Here is a 17231-nt window from a genome sequence, read left to right on the forward strand (position 1 = left end):
ATGGCCACGAAGCGCGCGAAGAAGACCGATGTTGTGAGCCCGAGTTCGGCCGAATTGCGAAAAGCCGTCGAGGCGATCGCCATCCAGCCCAAGAGCGGCAAAATAACACTCCTCACCCGTAAGCTGTTCAACGTGCTCCTCGCCGTCGCTCAGCAAGCGGACGAGTCCGGCGACACCTATCGGGCATTGCTGTCGGACATCGTCGCCAATTCTGCGTTCGATTCGAATGACACCGCGCTCGTGAAGGAACACTTGCGGCGCATGGTGTCGGTGCAGGTCGAGTGGAGTACCGGTACGTCGAGCCAGAAGCCAGGCCGCAAATGGGGTATCTCCACGCTGATCGCTGACGCTGAAATTCTCGAAGACCCCACCACCCGCCGCGTGTGGGTCGAGTTCTCGTTTGCGCCGAAGATCAAGAAGAAGCTGCTCGATCCAGTCCAGTACGCACGCTTAAGTCTGCAGTTCCAGAGCCAGCTGCGCAGCAGCGCGGGCCTTGCGCTCTACGAAATCTGCGTGCGCTACCTGACGAACCCGAGTCATCTGACGATGCGCGAAACGTGGGAGTGGTGGCGCCCTATCCTCTCAGGCACGCCTGACACGGAAGCCGGCGACGAAGCGAAACGCGAGTACAAGTATTTCAAGCGCGATTATCTGCGTCCGGCAATCGCCGAAGTGAACGCCGTCACCAATATCTTTGTCGAGTTGATCGAGCATCGGGAAGGACGGCGAGTCGCCGAGATCCAGTTCCGCGTGACGGAGCGCAAGCAGCCGATGCTCGCGCTCGACGAACATCCGAACGTGTTCGACAGCACGCTGGTCGACCGTATGGTGAAGATCGGCATTCCGTTGAAGGAAGCGCAAACGCTGTACGCCGATAGCGAAGAAAATCGTATTCGCGCAGCTTTGCAAATGACTGAGCAACGCATGCGCAGCACGTCCTTGCCGCCTGTGCGCAGCGCGCCTGCACTGTTCAAAGATGCGTTGAAGAAAGGCTATGCGCCACCGGTCGAAGCGGTGCCGTCCATTGGCGGTGGCAAGGCGGCGGTCGCTGCGCCGGCTGACGATCTGAAAGCCCGTCTGCTTGGCGAGTACTCGGCGTATCGCCGCAAGGAAGCGCGCGAGCTTTACGACGAACAAGGTGAGTCTGAGCGGGAGATCGCCCGGCAGTCGTTTGAAGAAGACGAATTGCCGGGGCTCGGCACGCACATGCGGGACGACTGGCGTCGGCGCGGACTGGATTCGAAGATTGTCGAAACGGCGTTCTTCGATTGGCTGGCTCGCAAGACGTGGGGTGAGCCCACCGATGGCGACCTGCTCGCCTTCACGCTGAGCCAATCGCGCGCGGCGTAACTTGCAGCAGGACGGCGGCCACGCTTCAACGCCGCCGTAACTTGCTCTTCTCTTATTTCAACATCTGTTCGATCTGACGAAGAATGTCGTCGCGCTTTTCGCGTGAGAGACCCTTCAGGCGGAGTTCGATTCGATCGTCGCCATACGATTTCAGATCGCCGACCGAAACACCGCCGAGCTTGATTTCCAGACGCTGCGCATAGCGCTGCCGGCCCGCCGGTTTCGTGCTTTCCTGCGCGCTTGCCCTGCCCTTCACGATGTCGGCGACTTGCCTCGTGCTCAGATCATCCGAAAGGATTTTGTTGATCAGGCGCAGCGTCGCATCGGCGCCGCGGGCGGTGTGATAGCGGCCTACCTGATAGGCCATGTTCGAGCCGAACCGGTCAGGTCTCGCGACCATCTCATGCATCACCACTTCGGGCAGCTTCGCAATCGACAAGGCGACGGCAACGGTCGACTCGTCTAGTCCAAGGTGTTCGGCGAGCTCCTTCTGGCTCTGGAAATGCCGATCCTCCAGAAAGCGTTTCCACACGACGGCGTTATCGAATACCGTCTGCGAATCGCGCTGGACGTTGAGGTCGTAGCCGAGCTTATAGCTTTGGATGCCGATCGGCAGATCGATAACGATCGCCTTCACCGATTCCTTGTTCGCTTCTTTCAGCGCTCGAACACGCCGGCCGCCGTCGCTGACGAAGTACGTGCCGGGATTGTCGTAATCCGGAATGACGTGAATGGCCTGTTGCTGCCCCTGCTTGGCCAGATTGACGGCAAGCTCGGCAATCGACGACTTCAGATAGAAATGCCGGGGATTAAACGGACTCGGCTTGATCGTTTTGAGCGCGAGATCGATGACCTGGCCCGGCCGGTAGCCGTGCTCGATGCGCCACGCGCGATAGGCCGACGATTCATTGGCGGTGTCAGCCGATTCGATTTCCGCGACGACTTGCGGCATCACAGGCTGGTTCATACGGCCCGGCGCATTGTTACTCGTGGGGCCATTCTTAACCAAACCGTCGATGGCATTCAGGCGGTCGAGAGCGGTTCGCTTTTCGCTGCTGGTCGTATCAGGACGTGCTTGAAAGCCTTTGGCGAATTGGGAGGGTTTCATTCAGGGTCCTTTATGCGCATAAATTCACGGAAGCAGGGCGGCGATTTCGTTGGCGCACGCCCGGATTTCGATGCCGGCGAGCTTGGCGCCGCGATCGTTCATCTGAAGTACTGTTTGCCCTAACGCCATTGCCTGCTTGTACGCTTCGCGGGTTGGGATCTGGGTTTTGAGTAACGGGAATCCGAGTTCTTCCAACGCGCGCTTCAGTTCACGCGTCAGCATCCGCTTCTCTTCGGTCTTATTGAGCAGAAAGACTGCGCGCAGATCTTCGTTCATGAGCTGGGCTTGCTGGACAAGTTTGACCAGACCGACGCTTGACCAATAGTCAGCGGGCGAGGATGAGGTCGGGATAACGGCGACGCTCGCTGCGAGCAACACAACGCCGGACACTTTCTCGGTGATGGAGGGCGGGCAGTCGACTACGATGATGTCGTAATCAGCGACGAACTTCTTGATCTCGCGATGGATTTGGCTGCCGGCTTCGGAGAGGTTGACGACTGGAAACGGGATGCCGGATTCGCCATCGGATGAGGCACTGGCCCAATGGATCAGTGTGTTTTGACCATCTGCGTCCACGACGAGGACGCGTTTGCCTTTCTCATGGAACGCAGCGCCGAGGTGCATCGCGATAGTGCTCTTCCCGACACCGCCTTTCTGCTGAGTTACCGCGATGATTTCTGCTGCCAATCTTCACCTCCTCTTTTTAGACGCAGATGGATTTTACCTGGATGAATTCGTATTTCAATCGATTTTGTGTAAACACGCGAAGAAATAGCCATTCGGGATAGGTTTATGCGCATAAACGTTGGAGGACGCAGCGCGGACACTGTGAGGCGACGTTGGACGAGATGAGCGGCGCACGCCATTTCGGAATATTCCGAACGTGTTCGTTCTCAAGTCGGCTAGACTCAGTCCGGGGGACTCGGATGCTCGTGGTGTTTTGGATTGGGGGCTTCGATCGGATAACGGGCCGATCTTTATGCGCATAAACGTGCTTCCCGAAACCGATTACGTGCGAGGCCGCGCAGCGGTGTCTTGACGCGCCGGATCGATACCTCGTCTCGGCGGCAACCGTATTCGACGATTTGGTGATGGTCGCAACGAGGCCGCTCCACTCGTGCTTACCGAGCAGGCCCGTTTCAACGGCCTGAGAAATGCCGGCATGTGCGACCGGGTGCGCGCCAATCGAGAGGCTCCCGCGACAGGTCCGCGCTTTATGCGCATAAAGCGATATGCTTCTCGCAGCAGCGCGAGCGGGCGGTTCTACATCGCCTCTCGTGCACGCTCTCATGCACTACCACTCGCTTTCACTCCGTCACCGGGCGCGAAGAGCAGGCACCCGGTGGTGTTCCGTCCCATGCTCGCGTTCAGCAAGACAATCCGCTTTCTATACGCTCAATCATTAACGAGCAAACAATGCGAAGCATCGCCGCTGGGTCTGGCACCCGCATTGTCGAGGTCCTAAGCCCGGAGAGAACTATCGATCAGATGGTGACCGCCAATGCAGCTTGCCTTTCACAGTTCGCTACTGAACAGGCCGCCCCACGCCGTGTCACCCTATGCTTTCCGGCAACATCAGATTCCATCGACTGGCACCGAAGCCCCCCACCGCCGACGAGCTACGTTGTTCTGGGCGCGACTCAACGAAGCGTCATCCAAACCGCGCCGTTCGCACTGGAGTAAGAACAATAAATAGAACAGAAAATATAGCGGCAAGTTTGAAGCAGCGATCCGGGTCTATCGCTAGCGCAGGGACTGGCCTTGCTGAACCCCTCATACTCGCCGGACCCGGAGAGCGCTTCCCACCAGCGATCAATCACGCGCAACCCATCGACAAACCGGATCTCATCAAAGACCACCTCACCGCTCACAGCCGCTAAAATCCACCACGAAAAAACACCCAGCAACCGCGACCGCAAACACCACCATGATCACCATTTACCACAACCCGCGCTGTTCAAAATCGCGTGCCGCCTGCGAGCTGATCGCAAGCACCTACAACAGCACAAACGAACCGACAGAAATCGTCGAATACCTGAAGCAGCCGCTAACAATTGCGCAACTGAAGCAACTCAACGTGCAGCTAGGTTGTACGGTCCGCGAGATGATCAGGGACACAGAAGCCGAGTACAAAGAACTTCAGCTCTCCGATCTCACTCTGAGTGACGCTCAGTTATACGAAGCATTGGCCAAGCATCCGGTCCTTTTGCAACGCCCGATCGTCGTGCGAAACGGGCGGGCCGTGATCGGCCGCCCGCCAGAGAATGTCGAAGCGCTGTTTGCCTGACCGTCCAAACGAAATGATCTAGGCCTTCGCAGCCAATACAGCGTCCTTCGTAACGATCTTCGTCGGGATGATGCGCAGTTCGTTGAACGTGTCGGCGATACGCTGCTGCTCGGCGAGCACGTTCGCGTCGATTGGTTTGTAGATGTGCGCGTAGTGCCGTAATCCGGCCTCGATCACGCCTGCTTCGAGGCCCTGAATCGGCGCAAGCTGCGCGGCTGCTTCGCTGTAATGGCCGCGCACCCAGGCGCCTTCTTTTCCGGCTTCGTCCATCACGATAGCGAGCACATCGCCGTTTTGCTGCGCGAACGGCCGTGCGCTCAGAAAGAACTGATGGTGATTCACGATACCTTCGCCGTCGGTGAGCAGGCGCGCGTTCGATTGCCGTTTCGCCGCTTCGAGGAACGGATCCCAGATGGCCCATGCGTCGATCGCGCCGCGCTCGAAGGCCGCGCGCGCGTCGGCGGGCGCCAGATGGATCGGCTGGATTTCGCTGTACTTCACGCCAGCCTTCTCCAACGCCGCGACCAGGAACCACTGAACGTCCGAACCCTTGTTGAAGGCGATTTTCTTGCCCTTCAGGTCGGCGAGCGTTTTGATCGGTGCGTCCTGATGCACGAGGAGGCCCTCCGCGTGCGGAGTGGGGATTTCGTAGGCGGTGTAGACGAAGTTCGCGCCGGCCGCTTGCGCGAATACCGGCGGCGCCTCGCCGACATAACCGAAGTCGATGGCGCCGACGTTCAAGCCTTCGAGTAACTGCGGCCCGGCGGGAAACTCAGTCCATTTGACCGTGATGCCGAGCGGCGCGAGCCGCTTTTCGAGCGTGCCGTGCGCCTTGAGCAGCACCAGCGTGTTGGCCGCTTTCTGGTAGCCAATGCGAAATTCCTTCGCATGCGCATCGGCGGCGAAGGCAGAGGTGGAGACGATGGGCAGGGCCGCGGCGGCCAGCGAGGCGCCCACGCCGGCGATAAATGCGCGGCGTGTAAGCAGCGGATGACGGGACATAGCAGTGCTCGTTAAAAAGACGGACGCGAAACGGACCGATTGCCGCCGACGATAAGCCGTCTGCAAACCTGGACGAACCGATAAATTCGCATAAGCAAATCACGCCGGAGGCGGCAGCCGTCATGGCGCGCTACCACTCCGGCCGTCCACCCGCTTCACTGCGCCACGTCGGCCTCGCGTTGACGCTTGTGATGTGGACGGTGTTGACCCGACCGCGGCATAGGCATTGGGCGCGATTGCCGGCGCGCACGAGCGGGCGTGGTGGCAGGAATTGACGCGCTGCTGTCAATTCTGCATCGCGCTTGCCGCTTACACTGCTCCGTATCCGGCAAGCGCGGTTGACGCGACATACGCGCTCGCTTTCTCCTGTCGATGCGGAGGAACCATGCTTGAACTGAGACCATCCTGCGAAGGGTGTGGCAAATCACTGCCGCCGAACGCGCCCGACGCGATGATCTGCACCTACGAATGCACCTTCTGCGAAGTGTGCGCGCTCAGCACGCTGCGCAATGTGTGTCCGAACTGCGGCGGCAATTTCCAGCATCGGCCGATCCGTACGCGGGCGCAGCTCGCCAGGCATCCGGCTCGCACTGACCCGCATCCCGTCGCCATTGACGAAGCGTCGCATGCGAACTTCTTCGCCCGCTACCGCAACACGCCGCCGGGCGAGCGCTAAGCGAGGCGCCTAGTTGACGCGCTGCTAACGCGCAGACTCTGGCCGCACATCAATCATCGGCTCCGGCCGCGCCCGGTGCTTCAATCCCGCTTGCCGCATGCGCGGCCACCCGCAGCAGACGGATCTGTTTGCGGTAGTTCCGGCAGCCGCTGCAGGTCGGCAGATGCAGCCGGATCGCGACCCATTCGCGGGTCGTCAATCGACGGTCGAGCGCATCGGACAGCAGGCGCGTGATGTTTTTACACTTCCCCATTCGCATCCTCTCTGGATAGGCCCTTTTCGCTCAGGCAAGTGCGCAAGCGCAGCCGCGCCCGGTAGATCAGCACGCTGCAATGATTGGCGGTCATCTGCAATTCCGCGCAGATGGCATCGGTATCGAGATCGAGGAATTCGCGCATCATGAACACGCGCCCGATGTGTTCGGGCAGATGTTCGAGGCACATCTCAAACAAGGTCCAGAACTGCTGCTGACGCAGCGCGGTTTCGGGCGTCGGCCACGGCTGCGGCTTGGTCTCGCGCGACCAGTGGCCGTTGTCCTTGAACAGCTCCCGGTCGAGCAGCGCCTCGCCGTCGAGTTCGGATTCGAGCGCCGACAGGTTCACCGTGCGCTGCCGGGCGCGCAAGGTATCGACGAGCTTGTGCCGCAGGATGCCGAACACCCACGTTTTGTGTTCCGACTGCGCGGCGAACCGGTCCGCTTGCGTCCACGCGGCTGCCAGCGCTTCCTGCACGGCGTCTTCGGCGGCTGCGGCATCGCGCAGCTGCAAACGGGCGAAGCGCAACAGGTCGCGCCGCAACTGCGTCAGATAGATGGGATCGTCGAGCGCGAGCCCGCTTATCTGCGCCATGACGTGCTCCGTCGGCGCGCCAACGGCTGCCGCACGTCTTCTATTGAATTGTTGTGGTTCATGAGCGGGTGACTTTCCTCGCGCTGTTTTTGGACTCGTGCGCCATTCTCCCGCACGTTCCTGCGCAAGCGAATCGGTATTGAACATGTGCCCGCCGGAAAGCGATGACTCGATGACTTTAGTCGCGCCGGAAAGGCTTATATGACAGCGAAATACATTGTTGCGTAAATTGAAAGCAAAACCTCGGGATTAACCCGGGGCCTGAAGCATATGCGCTGTGGCTGAAGTTGACGGGGATGCGTATCCCTAGCCACACGGGACATCAATTATTTCATTATCTGAAAAAATGTCTTCTCGACTTCGATGTTTTTAGGTGAACGCTGAATCGCTATTCTTCACTACATCGATCGCACCAGATCGCGAACCAAACGCTGAAGAGGAGTAGCACCATGAAACGCATTCTTTCCGCCCTGATCGCTTCCGTCGCTCTGTTTGCCGCTGCTTCGGGCGTGGCCCAAGCTGCCTCGCCGGCACAATGCAGCGGTCCGGCATCGTACTGCAACGTGTTCTTCGGTAACTGATCGCCTGGCGGGCACGGTCGGACGAAATTCCGGCGCAAAGCTTGCCAACGAAACGGACTCACGAAGTAAAAGAAGGGCGCCGACAACGGCGCCTTTTTTGCATTCACGGCCAACCTATTTGCGGCGCGTGCGGCGCATGCCGCCAAATGCTGTAACGGACCTGTGCGACACCGCTCCCAGCCAGCGGTACACCTTACGCGGCACCACGAAGCAACGCCCGCGCCCGGCGGCCAAATGCGTCTAATGCTCGCTCAACTTACGTGTTACAGTGAGCCAACAGCTTGCAGTTCTCCTGCGTGTCCTGCGCAGTCCCAGACGCAAAAAAGTCTCTCGTCACAGCGCCCTGGTTTGAACAGGGTCCTTTCCTTCTACTCAGCTTTGCGGTGTCGTCGGCTCGGCTTCCTTGAAGCGGCCGCTCTTTGCGCGCATCGTCGATCAGCATTTTTTTCGCAGAAACGGCGTAATTCGCCCTGCTTCAGCCGAAGCCACAGCGACACGTTTTACGCGAAAAGCCTTCACCGGAGACGACCACCATGAGCAACACGATCAGAAGTTACCGGGGCCTTGAGATTTATCCGCTGGTTTATCCACATCAACCGCGCAGCCTTGACGGCGCCCGTCACTACGATGCGGGCTTTGACGCAGCCGTGCGAATCTGCCGACGCGGCACCGACGATACATTGACCAGCAGCCGTGTGTTTCGCGTGCCGAGCCGTTCGCCATTTGGTGCGGCCGGCGACGCGCGCATTGCGTCAGCCAGATATGCGGAGCGCGTGATCGACGGCATGGTTGCAGGCCAGTCGATTGCCGGACTCTGATGAGCGCATCGATGGCAAGTCTCGTTTCCAGGCGCTCGCAGCGCGCGGATCCCCCAACCCTCACGGGCCGCGCGAACTATCAGGTTGTGGTCTCGTCGCGCCGTACGTCGAGCGGCACCGTACCGACGCTGAAGGTCATCCGTTTGAGCGACGAGCGGGTGATTTACCCGTTCCAGGGCCACGCGGACATGCCTTTTTTCGACAACGCCGACGCCGCCCAGGTGTTCGCCGAGACCTACGGCTGGCAGCTTGTGGATGGCGACATCGCCGTGCCGGAATGACCGGATGACCGCTCGCGCCGGCTGAGCGCGGACGGTTTCCAGACGCCAGACCATCGGCCTTGGCGTCTCGCGTGGCACGCCGTTTGCCATGCAGCGCACCGGCGGCCGCCATCAGCCGTTTATGCCAGACGTGTCGATTTGCATCCGGGCAGGCAAAGTAGAACGTCCATTTGCCTCAATTCGTCATACACCGGAAGCAGGCTTGATTGACAAGGCAAAAGTACTACTTATCCACAAGGTTATTCAGTGAAACTGTGGATAACTTTGGCTGCTACCGGGTTATCCACTAACTGCAACTGCCATCGTTTGCTCCCCGTTTTCCCGATCGCCGGCGGTTTTGTCGCCGCGGCCGTCATCTCGTCCGGCTTTTGCCTATGATTGTCAGTTCGGACCCTTTTCGCGCGTCAAGCGCCTCACACCCAAGGAACGAGACATGGCCCATCACATTGCAGTCGTCGTCGGCAGTCTGCGCCGCGAGTCCTTCAACCGTCAGTTGGCTCACGCCGTGATTTCGCTCGCGCCCGCCGACTTCACCTTCGAATTTATCGACATCGGTTCATTGCCGCTTTACAGCCAGGAATACGACGCCGACTATCCCGAAGTCGCGAAACAGTTGAAGCAGCGCGTTGAAGCTGCCGATGGCCTGCTGTTCGTCACCCCCGAATACAACCGCTCCATGCCTGGTGTACTGAAGAACGCAATCGACTGGGGCTCGCGTCCGTGGGGCACCAATTCATGGGCCAACAAGCCCGGCGCGGTGATCGGCACGTCCCTCGGCGCGACCGGCACGGCGCTGGCGCAACAGCATCTGCGTAATGTGCTGGCGTATCTCGATGTCGCCACGCTCGGCCAGCCCGAAGTGTTCATCAAGCACGACGCGGCGGTCATCAACGAGAAAGGCGAGATCCTGAACGACGGCACGCGCAAGTTCCTGCAGACATTCGTCGAGCGCTACGTCGCGTGGGTCAAGTTGCATACCGCCGCCTGACGGCGTTGCCGCGAAAGCGATTGGGTAAACGAAAAGCGCCGGCGTTGCCGCAACCTGACGGCACGCCGACGCTGCCGCTCCCCCGTTTATACGTGGTGATGCCTCGTCACACGTTCCCAGCCGTGACGCACGGCGAGCTTGAAACGCTCCCACGTGCTCTCCGGTGAGGTGGTTTCCCAATGGCGCCGGGCTTCCGGTTCGACATCGTCCCACGGCCTGTCGCGATAACGCGTGTCTCGGGCGATGTCCGCGCCGTAGCGATAGGCCGGCACGTAATCCTCGAAACGCGAATTGTCGGTCGCGTACTCCTCGTCGTAGTGGCTGCGGAAATCTTCTTCGTATTCCAGATACTCGTTCGGAATCTGCTCGCCCATGCCGGCGGTTGGCTGGCGCGCTTCGGGAACGACCTCTGACGGCTGCATGATGGCGCCCGAACCCGGCATGCTACCGGCGGCAATCGCGCTGCGTCCCGCATCGCCGACCAGCGGATCGGATATGGGCTCGTTCACCGGATCGGTGACCGGCCGCTCAGCCCGCGGTGGCGGCGTAAAAGGTTTGGCCGTGCCGGCGCCGGCGTCCACGGGCGGCGGTGAATACTGCGGATCGGCCTGCGTCGCGGGCCGGGTGGTTGCGCCCGGCGTGGTGACGCTCGATGTGCGAGGCGTGCCCACTGTCATCGCGCCAATGCCCAGTTCGTCGAGGATGGAATGGTCACGGCTCGGCGGCGTGTCCCCGTCGGGCGAGCGCTCGCCGATGTCGGTAGCGCCCAGTCTCCTCAAGGTATTGCGAGCGAGTTCCGCATGCGATTCGCTCGCCGCGTTCACGCACACCAGCACGGCGCCGCGGCGCACGGCCTCGGCATAGCGGGCCGTTTCGGACGCGCGCGGGCCGCTGGCAAACAGGTTGGCCAGAAAGCGTTCGATGTTGGCCAGCACACCCGCGCTGGCGACTTCATCGGTTGCCGAGCCGACGGAGGGTTCCGGGTTCGCCTGCAACTCGATCGTTTCGCGTGCAAAACCGGTTTGCACAAGCGTGTCACGGGCGGCTTCCGCTTGTGAATAGGTGTCGAATAAACCAATCACGGTGTGTCGCATGGCAGTCTCCCGACGTCTTGAGCGGAGTGGACAGCGCGGGCACGCGCCGCTCTCCTTCCCTAACCGTGCTGCAACGTTCGTGCCGGAACTGTCCAATGCCCGTGCGCGCCCGTTTGGAAGGCAAAAAACGTGGCGTGTCGCCGGTTGCGGCCGCTGCGTTTTTACAATTTCCGGTAAATCGTGGTCATCTCTGAAGAGCCTTAATTAGCCGGGTGAGCCGCCGGGTGCGTACCCGACTGCGCCAGATTGCGCTGGATCGTTTGCAGGAGCTTGTCGAGCAATGCGATATCGAAGGGTTTGGACAGCACGCGCACGTCCACATGCCGCGCGCGGTCGAGTTCTTCCGCGTAGCCGGTGACCAGAATGACCGGCAGCCTGGTATCGAACGCCTGCACCGCTTCAGCCAGATCGATGCCGTTCATCGTGCCGGGCATGTGAATGTCGGACAGCACCAGATCGAACGGCAGCGGCTCGCCGGTGCGGGCCTGCTTCGCGTGGGCGTCGTCGAACAGGCGCAGCGCGGTGTCGGCATTGAAGACCCAGGTGACCTGGTGACCCATCATCTGCAGCAAGGCTTCGGTGCCGGCGGCGACTTCGTCGTTATCCTCGACCAGCAGAATGCGCAGACCGTGCGGCGCGCCGGTTTCTTCGACGCCCGGTTCAGCCGGCCGTTCAGCCTCAGGCGCCGTGGCGGCGCGCGGCAGATAGAGGCGCACCGACGTACCCGCGCCGATCGCGCTGTCGATCGCCGCGAGGCCACCCGAGCGCTCGCAGAAGGCAAACACCTGCGGCAGCCCGAGACCCGTGCCCATGCCTTTCGGCTTGGTCGTGAAAAGCGGCTCGAAGGCGCGCGCGAGCACGTCAGGCGGCATGCCGCCGCCGGTGTCTTCGAGCGACAACTGCACGAAGTCACCGGTGAGCGGAAAGCCGTCCTCGTGACGGAAATTGATATTGGTGGCCCGCACGGTGAAGCGGCCGCCGTTGGGCATCGCGTCGCGCGCGTTCACGGCGATGTTGATCAGCGCCAGTTCGAGCTCGGCCACGTCGACGCGCATCGGCCAGATTTCGACGCCGATATCCATCACCAGCGAAATCTTCGCGCCGAGCGACGCGCGCAGCAATTCGCGGCACGCCGGCAGCCAGCGCTCGAGGGCAAGTGTCTCGTTTCTCAACGGCTGCTTACGTGCGACGCCGAGCAATTGCCGCGTGAGCGATTGGCCGCTCTTGAGCGCCCGCTCGATGGCCGACAGCTCACGGTCGAGCCCCGGCGCGCCGCGCCGCCGCGCGATCTGCACGTTGGCCGACACGATCATCAGCAGATTGTTGAAGTCGTGCGCGACGCTGCCGACCAGATTGCCGAGCGCCTCCATCTTGCGCGACTGACGATACGCGGATTCGATCGAGCGGCGCATCGACGCCTCAGCCTGCCAGCGCTCCCACGCCTCCTCTTCGGCGCCGAGGCGCCGCAGCGACAACCAGATCACGCACCACAGCACGACCGACGGCGTAAACATCGACAGGATCAGAACGCTGAGATGCCGGTACCAGCCGGCCCAGATCGCCGAAGCGCGATAGCCGCACGACACGTACACCGGATAAGCGCCTACGCGCCGGTATGCGAGGATCAGATTGTCGCCGTCGATGTCCGAGCGCATCCTCACGACGCCGGCCCGCCGCACTTGCGCCAGCGCCTGGGCGAGCGGTGACTGCGGCGACACTGTCACCGGCTCGCGCGGACTGCGCGGATAGTGCGCGAGGATCGCGCCGTCGGTGCGGATCAGGCTCATGGTCATCGGCGTGTCGTCGCTGCCGCCTAGCAGCTCGCGGTAGAACGCGCTGAAATAGCTGGGCCGCAGCGCGACCGACACGACCCCGGCGAACGCGCCGTCGGCGGTGCGCCGCTCGACGCCCATGTTGAACACCTGTTCACCGGCAACGTGCCCCGTCATCACCTTCGACACGTGTTCGATGTCCTTGCCGCCGCGAATCCCGGTGAAATCTTCACGCTCGGCAATCGACATCGGCGGCGCCGGATAGAAACGGCTGCTGGCGAGCAAATCGCCGTCGCGACCGAAGATCGACACGGCGGCCACCTGCGGATAACCGCCGCCCATCGTGCGCAGCTTGTCGTGAATGGCGGATTCGCCGGCGCGAATGCCGTTGTCGTCGAGTCCTTGCGTGAGATCGACAATGCGCGAATCTAGCGTCTCGTTCATGTCGAACACCTTCAGCGCGTGTTCTTCGGCGACCCGCACCGTGCGCAGCGTCATGTCGGTGGCGTCGGCCTCGCGCGCGCGCAGATCGTTCAACGCCATCGCCGCCACGTACACGCATGGCAGGACGATCGCTGCGATCAGCAACGCGATCAGCGTTATGCGCCGGACGTGGAAATTCTGTTCCGGCACGGCTGGGAATAACGCCTTGTCCTGCCGGTTAGCGGAAAGGCGGTTCGCTTGAGGCGGGTCGAACCGGTCAGGTGTCATTTTCGATTAACGCTACGGTCGTTCAAGACGAAAAAACTGGAAGCCGGCATCATCATATGAGAAGCATAGACTCGTGGCGACGCGAGTCGTTGCTACGGCTAATGGCTGTACAGATTTGTCTGCCTTCTGAATCAGCGACGAATCGACAAGCGCAAACGTACACAAAAGTATAAAGGCAAAAGAAAGCTGCCGAGACCTAATAAAATATTTTCAAAAATAGCATTAAATGGGGAAATCTGATTAGTGTAGGCTAAATTGGCGTGTTGCCTTTCCGCGCAATTACTTCGAAAATCGACGCCACGATAAATAATGCGTTCGCCATGTTCGGACACATTTGCCGCGAGGGCCGCCAGACAACGCGCACAACGCGTGACGGACGGCGTTTGCGGAATCACGCGCGCGGCAAGAGGACCAGCCCGATCCACGAAGCCGCGCAGATTCATCTACGGGGTAGGCTTCGAACATGCCGGTCATAGCCGTCGTCCATCGTGCGCGCACGCATTCATGCGTGCCCTGCGGTTCCACCATAAGCGCCTCGCGGCGCGCGCTCCCCGGCCGTCCGCAACCTGAATTCCCGCAAGCATCAGTTCTATCAGTCCTTCTTGCCGCCGGTCGACAGACCCCGCGCTAAAGAAATCGCCGCTACCCGCCGTTAACGCGCAAGAGCTAATTTCGCTTTCCCGACCTGCCCATGCCTTTGCCTATTGTGATCGCCGATGATTCGTTGCTTGCCCGAAAGGTGCTCACCAAGGCATTGCCGCCGGACTGGGATGTCGACGTGACCTACGCAACGAACGGGCGCGAGGCGCTCGCTCTGTATCGCGAAGGCAAAGCGTCGGTGATGTTCCTCGACCTGACGATGCCGGACATGACCGGCTATCAGGTGCTGGAAGCATTGCAGCATGAGGATCTGAACACCTTCGTGATCGTCGTCTCCGCCGATGTTCAGCCGATGGCCCAGTCGCGCGTGCGCGCGCTCGGCGCCGCGGCGTTCATCGCCAAGCCCGTCACGCCCGAGGCGGTACTACCCATCCTCCAGGAGTACGGGTTGTATGTCTGAGCCAGTCCTCAACGAAGACCGGCGCGACGCGCTGCAAGAGGTCGCCAATCTGGCGATGGGCCAAGCCGCGACGCGCCTCGCCCGGCTGCTCGACGCGTTCATCGAATTGTCGGTGCCGCGTGTGAAGATGGTGGCGGTGAGCGAAGCCGCGCAGGCGCTGCGCGAGATGACCGGGATCGAAGACACGGTCAGCGCGGTGCGCCAGGGCTTTCGCTCCGATATCAAGGGCGAGGCGTTGGTGATCTGCCGCAGCGACAGCATCGAGCAGCTGTGTTCGCTTGTGAGCGACCCGTACGCGCGCTCCACCTACGAGACGGTGAGCCAGAACGAACTCGTGTTCGATGTCGCGAACGTGCTGACGGGCGCGTGCGTGTCGTGCATTCTCGACCAGCTCGGCCGCACACCGGTTTTCTCGGCGCCCGGTCTGCTCGGCGAAGCCATGACGCTCGACGACGTGTTCCAGCCCGGCGTGCTGCAATGGGAAGTCGCGTTGCTGGTCGAAGTGAATTTCGCCCTCGAAGACCAGAGCTTCCGCGCGCATCTCGTGATGCTGATGGCCGAAGAATCGATCCGCCACATGAACGAGGCGCTCGACGCCCTCCTGTCCAGCTTATGAATGTGTCCGCTGATTCGTTGAGCGATCTGGTAGTCGAACGTGTCGGCTTCGGCATCTTCGTGCTCGATCGCGAGATGAACGTGTTGATGTGGAATCGGTTCATGCAGGATCACAGCGGTTTGTCGCCGGAACAGGTGGTCGGCAAATCGCTCTTCACGCATTTTCCCGAACTGCCGCGCGTGTGGCTGTCGCGCAAGATCGAAAGCGTGTTCCAGCTTGGCAGTTTCGCGTTCAGTTCATGGGAACAGCGCCCGTATCTGTTCAAGTTCGATCACGACCGGCCGATTACCGGCGGCGTCGATTTCATGCAGCAGGACTGCACGTTCATGCCGCTTATGCGCGATCGCGAAGTGGTGGCCGTATGCGTGACCATCTCGGATGTCACGCACGTCAGCATCGTGCAACGCGAGCGCGAGGAGGCGGTCGCGAAGCTGCAGGAATATGCGGACCGCGACGGTCTGACGGGTATCGCCAATCGCCGTTACTTCGAAGCGCGCCTGCGCGACGAATACACGCGCTGGCAGCGCTACGGCGGCGACATGTCCGTGCTGCTATTCGATCTCGATCACTTCAAGAAGATCAACGACCAGTTCGGTCACGGTGTCGGCGATACGGTGTTGCGCGTGATGGCGCAGCGAGTCGCCGAGGTGGTGCGGGCGCAGGACACCTTTGGGCGTTTCGGCGGCGAGGAGTTCGCCTTGCTGTTGCCGTGTACGCCGCTCGAAGACGCGATGCGGGTGGCGGAAAAGATTCGCCAGACGATTAGCGACACGCCGGTCGAAGTGCAGGGCACGAGCGTGCCGGTGACGGCGAGTGTCGGCGGCGCGGCGGCGCGCGTGGGCGTGCCGGCGTACGACGTGCTGATCAACGAAGCCGACGCGGCGCTTTACAGCGCGAAGCGGCAGGGGCGCAACCGGTCGGTTGCATTTATTTGACGCGGACGCCGGCGGTTTTTGCCCGCGCCGCGTGCGATCGGATGCGAGGCCGCCGCCAAGTGCGGGCCCGCTTCAGACCCCTTATTCGTCCCCAGAACTGCGGCATCTCACAAACGTTGTTATACTTTTCGCCGTTTCCGGCATCCCTGCCGGGTGTTTCGCGCGTGTCCGCGCGCGCGGGCCGCTTGCCCTGCGGGTAGGCATTAAAACTTCTTGAACGCCTTTCAGCGGGCGCCTCCAGCGGAGATCGTCTTGGCTGTTTCCAATCTTGTCGTGGACGATACAGAAATCGACGCCGCTGCCGCCACGTCCGGCAGCTCGTTCTATCTCGCGATGCGCATCCTGCCGGCCGCGCAGCGCGACGCGATGTATCGGGTCTACGCCTTCTGCCGTGCTGTCGACGATATCGCCGACAGCGACATGCCGCGCGCCGAACGCGCCGCCGCGCTCGAGCGCTGGCGGGCCGACATCGACGCGTGCTATGCCGGTGCGCCGCGCGCTTCGTTGCGCGCGTTGACGCGGCACATTCATACGTTTCACCTGCAGCGCGAAGATTTTCACGCGATGATCGACGGCATGGCGATGGACGCCGCCGCCGACATTTGCGCGCCCGATGAAGCCACGCTCGATCTGTACTGCGACCGTGTCGCGAGCGCAGCCGGCCGTCTATCTGTGAGGATATTCGGGATGCAGGACGAGCCCGGCCGCCTGCTGTCGCACCACTTGGGCCGCGCGCTGCAACTGACCAACATCCTGCGCGATATCGACGAAGACGCCGGTATCAACCGCTGCTACCTGCCGCACGAATTGCTGGCGCGCGAGGGCATCGCCGTGACGAGCCCGACGCAGATCGCCGACGATCCGTCGCTGCCGCGCGTGTGCGCGACGCTCGCCGAGCGCGCCAAGAAGCATTTCGCCGCCTCCGACGCAATCATGGACCGCGAGCCGCGCAATCACGTCCGTGCGCCGCGCATCATGTCGGGCGTCTATCGCGTGCTGCTCGAACGCACGCTCGATCGCGGCTTCGACATTCCGCGTACGAAGGTCAGCAAGCCGCGCCTGCGCCTGCTGTGGATCGTCGCGCGTTACGCGCTCTTCTGAGCT

General features: G+C 61.4%; 19 protein-coding genes. 11 read left to right on the forward strand and 8 right to left on the reverse strand.

Features of this window, described 5'->3' with window-relative positions; all coding sequences use genetic code 11:
- The coding region (locus AC3WOG_RS20870) for a replication initiation protein (protein WP_341317286.1) at positions 1 to 1350 on the forward strand (1350 nt) is incomplete at its 5' end.
- Between the two features lie 52 nt (positions 1351 to 1402).
- Here the strand turns inward: AC3WOG_RS20870 and AC3WOG_RS20875 are convergent.
- Together AC3WOG_RS20875 and parA are read right to left on the reverse strand one after the other, a co-directional pair.
- Positions 1403 to 2458 carry a ParB/RepB/Spo0J family partition protein gene (locus AC3WOG_RS20875; protein ID WP_492579865.1) on the reverse strand — a complete coding sequence of 352 codons (1056 nt, stop codon included), beginning with the start codon at positions 2456 to 2458 and terminating at the stop codon, positions 1403 to 1405.
- 24 nt (positions 2459 to 2482) lie between these two features.
- The gene (gene parA, locus AC3WOG_RS20880; RefSeq protein WP_492579866.1) at positions 2483 to 3145 is read right to left on the reverse strand and encodes a ParA family partition ATPase; all 663 of its coding nucleotides are present in this window, start codon (positions 3143 to 3145) and stop codon (positions 2483 to 2485) included.
- A 1240-nt stretch (positions 3146 to 4385) separates the two neighbouring features.
- On the opposite strand from parA, the gene arsC reads away from it, so the two are divergent.
- Complete coding sequence (gene arsC, locus AC3WOG_RS20885) at positions 4386 to 4745, forward strand: arsenate reductase (glutaredoxin) (RefSeq protein WP_492579867.1); 360 nt, start codon at positions 4386 to 4388, stop codon at positions 4743 to 4745.
- 18 nt (positions 4746 to 4763) lie between these two features.
- On the opposite strand, the gene AC3WOG_RS20890 is transcribed toward arsC, so the two are convergent.
- A complete protein-coding gene (locus AC3WOG_RS20890; protein ID WP_492579868.1) occupies positions 4764 to 5747 on the reverse strand; it encodes a sulfonate ABC transporter substrate-binding protein in 984 nt (327 codons plus the stop codon).
- A 385-nt stretch (positions 5748 to 6132) separates the two neighbouring features.
- Here AC3WOG_RS20890 and AC3WOG_RS20895 point away from each other — a divergent pair, with 385 nt between their 5' ends.
- Positions 6133 to 6423: a DUF1272 domain-containing protein gene (locus AC3WOG_RS20895; RefSeq protein ID WP_492579869.1), complete on the forward strand. Its 291-nt coding sequence runs from the start codon at positions 6133 to 6135 to the stop codon at positions 6421 to 6423.
- Positions 6424 to 6472: 49 nt separating this feature from the next.
- Here the strand turns inward: AC3WOG_RS20895 and AC3WOG_RS20900 are convergent, their stop codons facing one another.
- Both AC3WOG_RS20900 and AC3WOG_RS20905 read right to left on the reverse strand, forming a co-directional pair.
- Entirely contained in the window at positions 6473 to 6676 is a 204-nt protein-coding gene (locus tag AC3WOG_RS20900) for a zf-HC2 domain-containing protein (protein WP_492579870.1), read from the reverse strand.
- A complete protein-coding gene (locus tag AC3WOG_RS20905) occupies positions 6663 to 7271 on the reverse strand; it encodes an RNA polymerase factor sigma-70 (RefSeq protein ID WP_492579871.1) in 609 nt (202 codons plus the stop codon). The genes AC3WOG_RS20900 and AC3WOG_RS20905 overlap by 14 nt, the downstream gene beginning before the upstream one ends.
- Before the next feature lie 449 nt (positions 7272 to 7720).
- On the opposite strand from AC3WOG_RS20905, the gene AC3WOG_RS20910 reads away from it, so the two are divergent.
- The 4 genes from AC3WOG_RS20910 to AC3WOG_RS20925 all read left to right on the forward strand — a co-directional run bounded on the left by AC3WOG_RS20910 (position 7721) and on the right by AC3WOG_RS20925 (position 9939).
- Positions 7721 to 7852, forward strand: coding sequence for a hypothetical protein (locus AC3WOG_RS20910; protein WP_492579872.1), 132 nt, complete (start codon positions 7721 to 7723; stop codon positions 7850 to 7852).
- Positions 7853 to 8385: 533 nt separating this feature from the next.
- Entirely contained in the window at positions 8386 to 8670 is a 285-nt protein-coding gene (locus AC3WOG_RS20915; RefSeq protein WP_492579873.1) for a hypothetical protein, read from the forward strand.
- Positions 8671 to 8681: 11 nt separating this feature from the next.
- Complete coding sequence (locus AC3WOG_RS20920) at positions 8682 to 8951, forward strand: DUF6723 family protein (RefSeq protein WP_492579874.1); 270 nt, start codon at positions 8682 to 8684, stop codon at positions 8949 to 8951.
- 433 nt (positions 8952 to 9384) lie between these two features.
- Positions 9385 to 9939 carry an NADPH-dependent FMN reductase gene (locus AC3WOG_RS20925; protein WP_492579875.1) on the forward strand — a complete coding sequence of 185 codons (555 nt, stop codon included), beginning with the start codon at positions 9385 to 9387 and terminating at the stop codon, positions 9937 to 9939.
- A gap of 86 nt (positions 9940 to 10025) precedes the next feature.
- Here the strand turns inward: AC3WOG_RS20925 and AC3WOG_RS20930 are convergent, their stop codons facing one another.
- The 3 genes from AC3WOG_RS20930 to AC3WOG_RS20940 all read right to left on the reverse strand — a co-directional run bounded on the left by AC3WOG_RS20930 (position 10026) and on the right by AC3WOG_RS20940 (position 13959).
- Complete coding sequence (locus tag AC3WOG_RS20930) at positions 10026 to 11033, reverse strand: hypothetical protein (RefSeq protein ID WP_492579876.1); 1008 nt, start codon at positions 11031 to 11033, stop codon at positions 10026 to 10028.
- Between the two features lie 200 nt (positions 11034 to 11233).
- Positions 11234 to 13516, reverse strand: coding sequence for a hybrid sensor histidine kinase/response regulator (locus tag AC3WOG_RS20935; RefSeq protein ID WP_492579877.1), 2283 nt, complete (start codon positions 13514 to 13516; stop codon positions 11234 to 11236).
- Between the two features lie 131 nt (positions 13517 to 13647).
- Positions 13648 to 13959, reverse strand: coding sequence for a hypothetical protein (locus AC3WOG_RS20940; protein WP_492579878.1), 312 nt, complete (start codon positions 13957 to 13959; stop codon positions 13648 to 13650).
- A 248-nt stretch (positions 13960 to 14207) separates the two neighbouring features.
- Here AC3WOG_RS20940 and AC3WOG_RS20945 point away from each other — a divergent pair, with 248 nt between their 5' ends.
- From AC3WOG_RS20945 to hpnD, 4 genes are all read left to right on the forward strand, one after another.
- The gene (locus tag AC3WOG_RS20945) at positions 14208 to 14576 is read left to right on the forward strand and encodes a response regulator (protein WP_492579879.1); all 369 of its coding nucleotides are present in this window, start codon (positions 14208 to 14210) and stop codon (positions 14574 to 14576) included.
- Positions 14569 to 15192, forward strand: coding sequence for a chemotaxis protein CheC (locus AC3WOG_RS20950; RefSeq protein WP_492579880.1), 624 nt, complete (start codon positions 14569 to 14571; stop codon positions 15190 to 15192). Before AC3WOG_RS20945 ends, AC3WOG_RS20950 begins: the two co-directional genes overlap by 8 nt.
- A complete protein-coding gene (locus tag AC3WOG_RS20955; protein ID WP_492579881.1) occupies positions 15189 to 16127 on the forward strand; it encodes a sensor domain-containing diguanylate cyclase in 939 nt (312 codons plus the stop codon). Before AC3WOG_RS20950 ends, AC3WOG_RS20955 begins: the two co-directional genes overlap by 4 nt.
- Positions 16128 to 16379: 252 nt before the next feature.
- On the forward strand, positions 16380 to 17228 hold the full coding sequence (gene hpnD / locus AC3WOG_RS20960) for a presqualene diphosphate synthase HpnD (RefSeq protein ID WP_492579882.1): 849 nt from the start codon (positions 16380 to 16382) through the stop codon (positions 17226 to 17228).
- The last annotated feature ends 3 nt before the right edge of the window (positions 17229 to 17231 follow it).

The organism is Paraburkholderia sp. FW306-02-B (assembly GCF_058782725.1).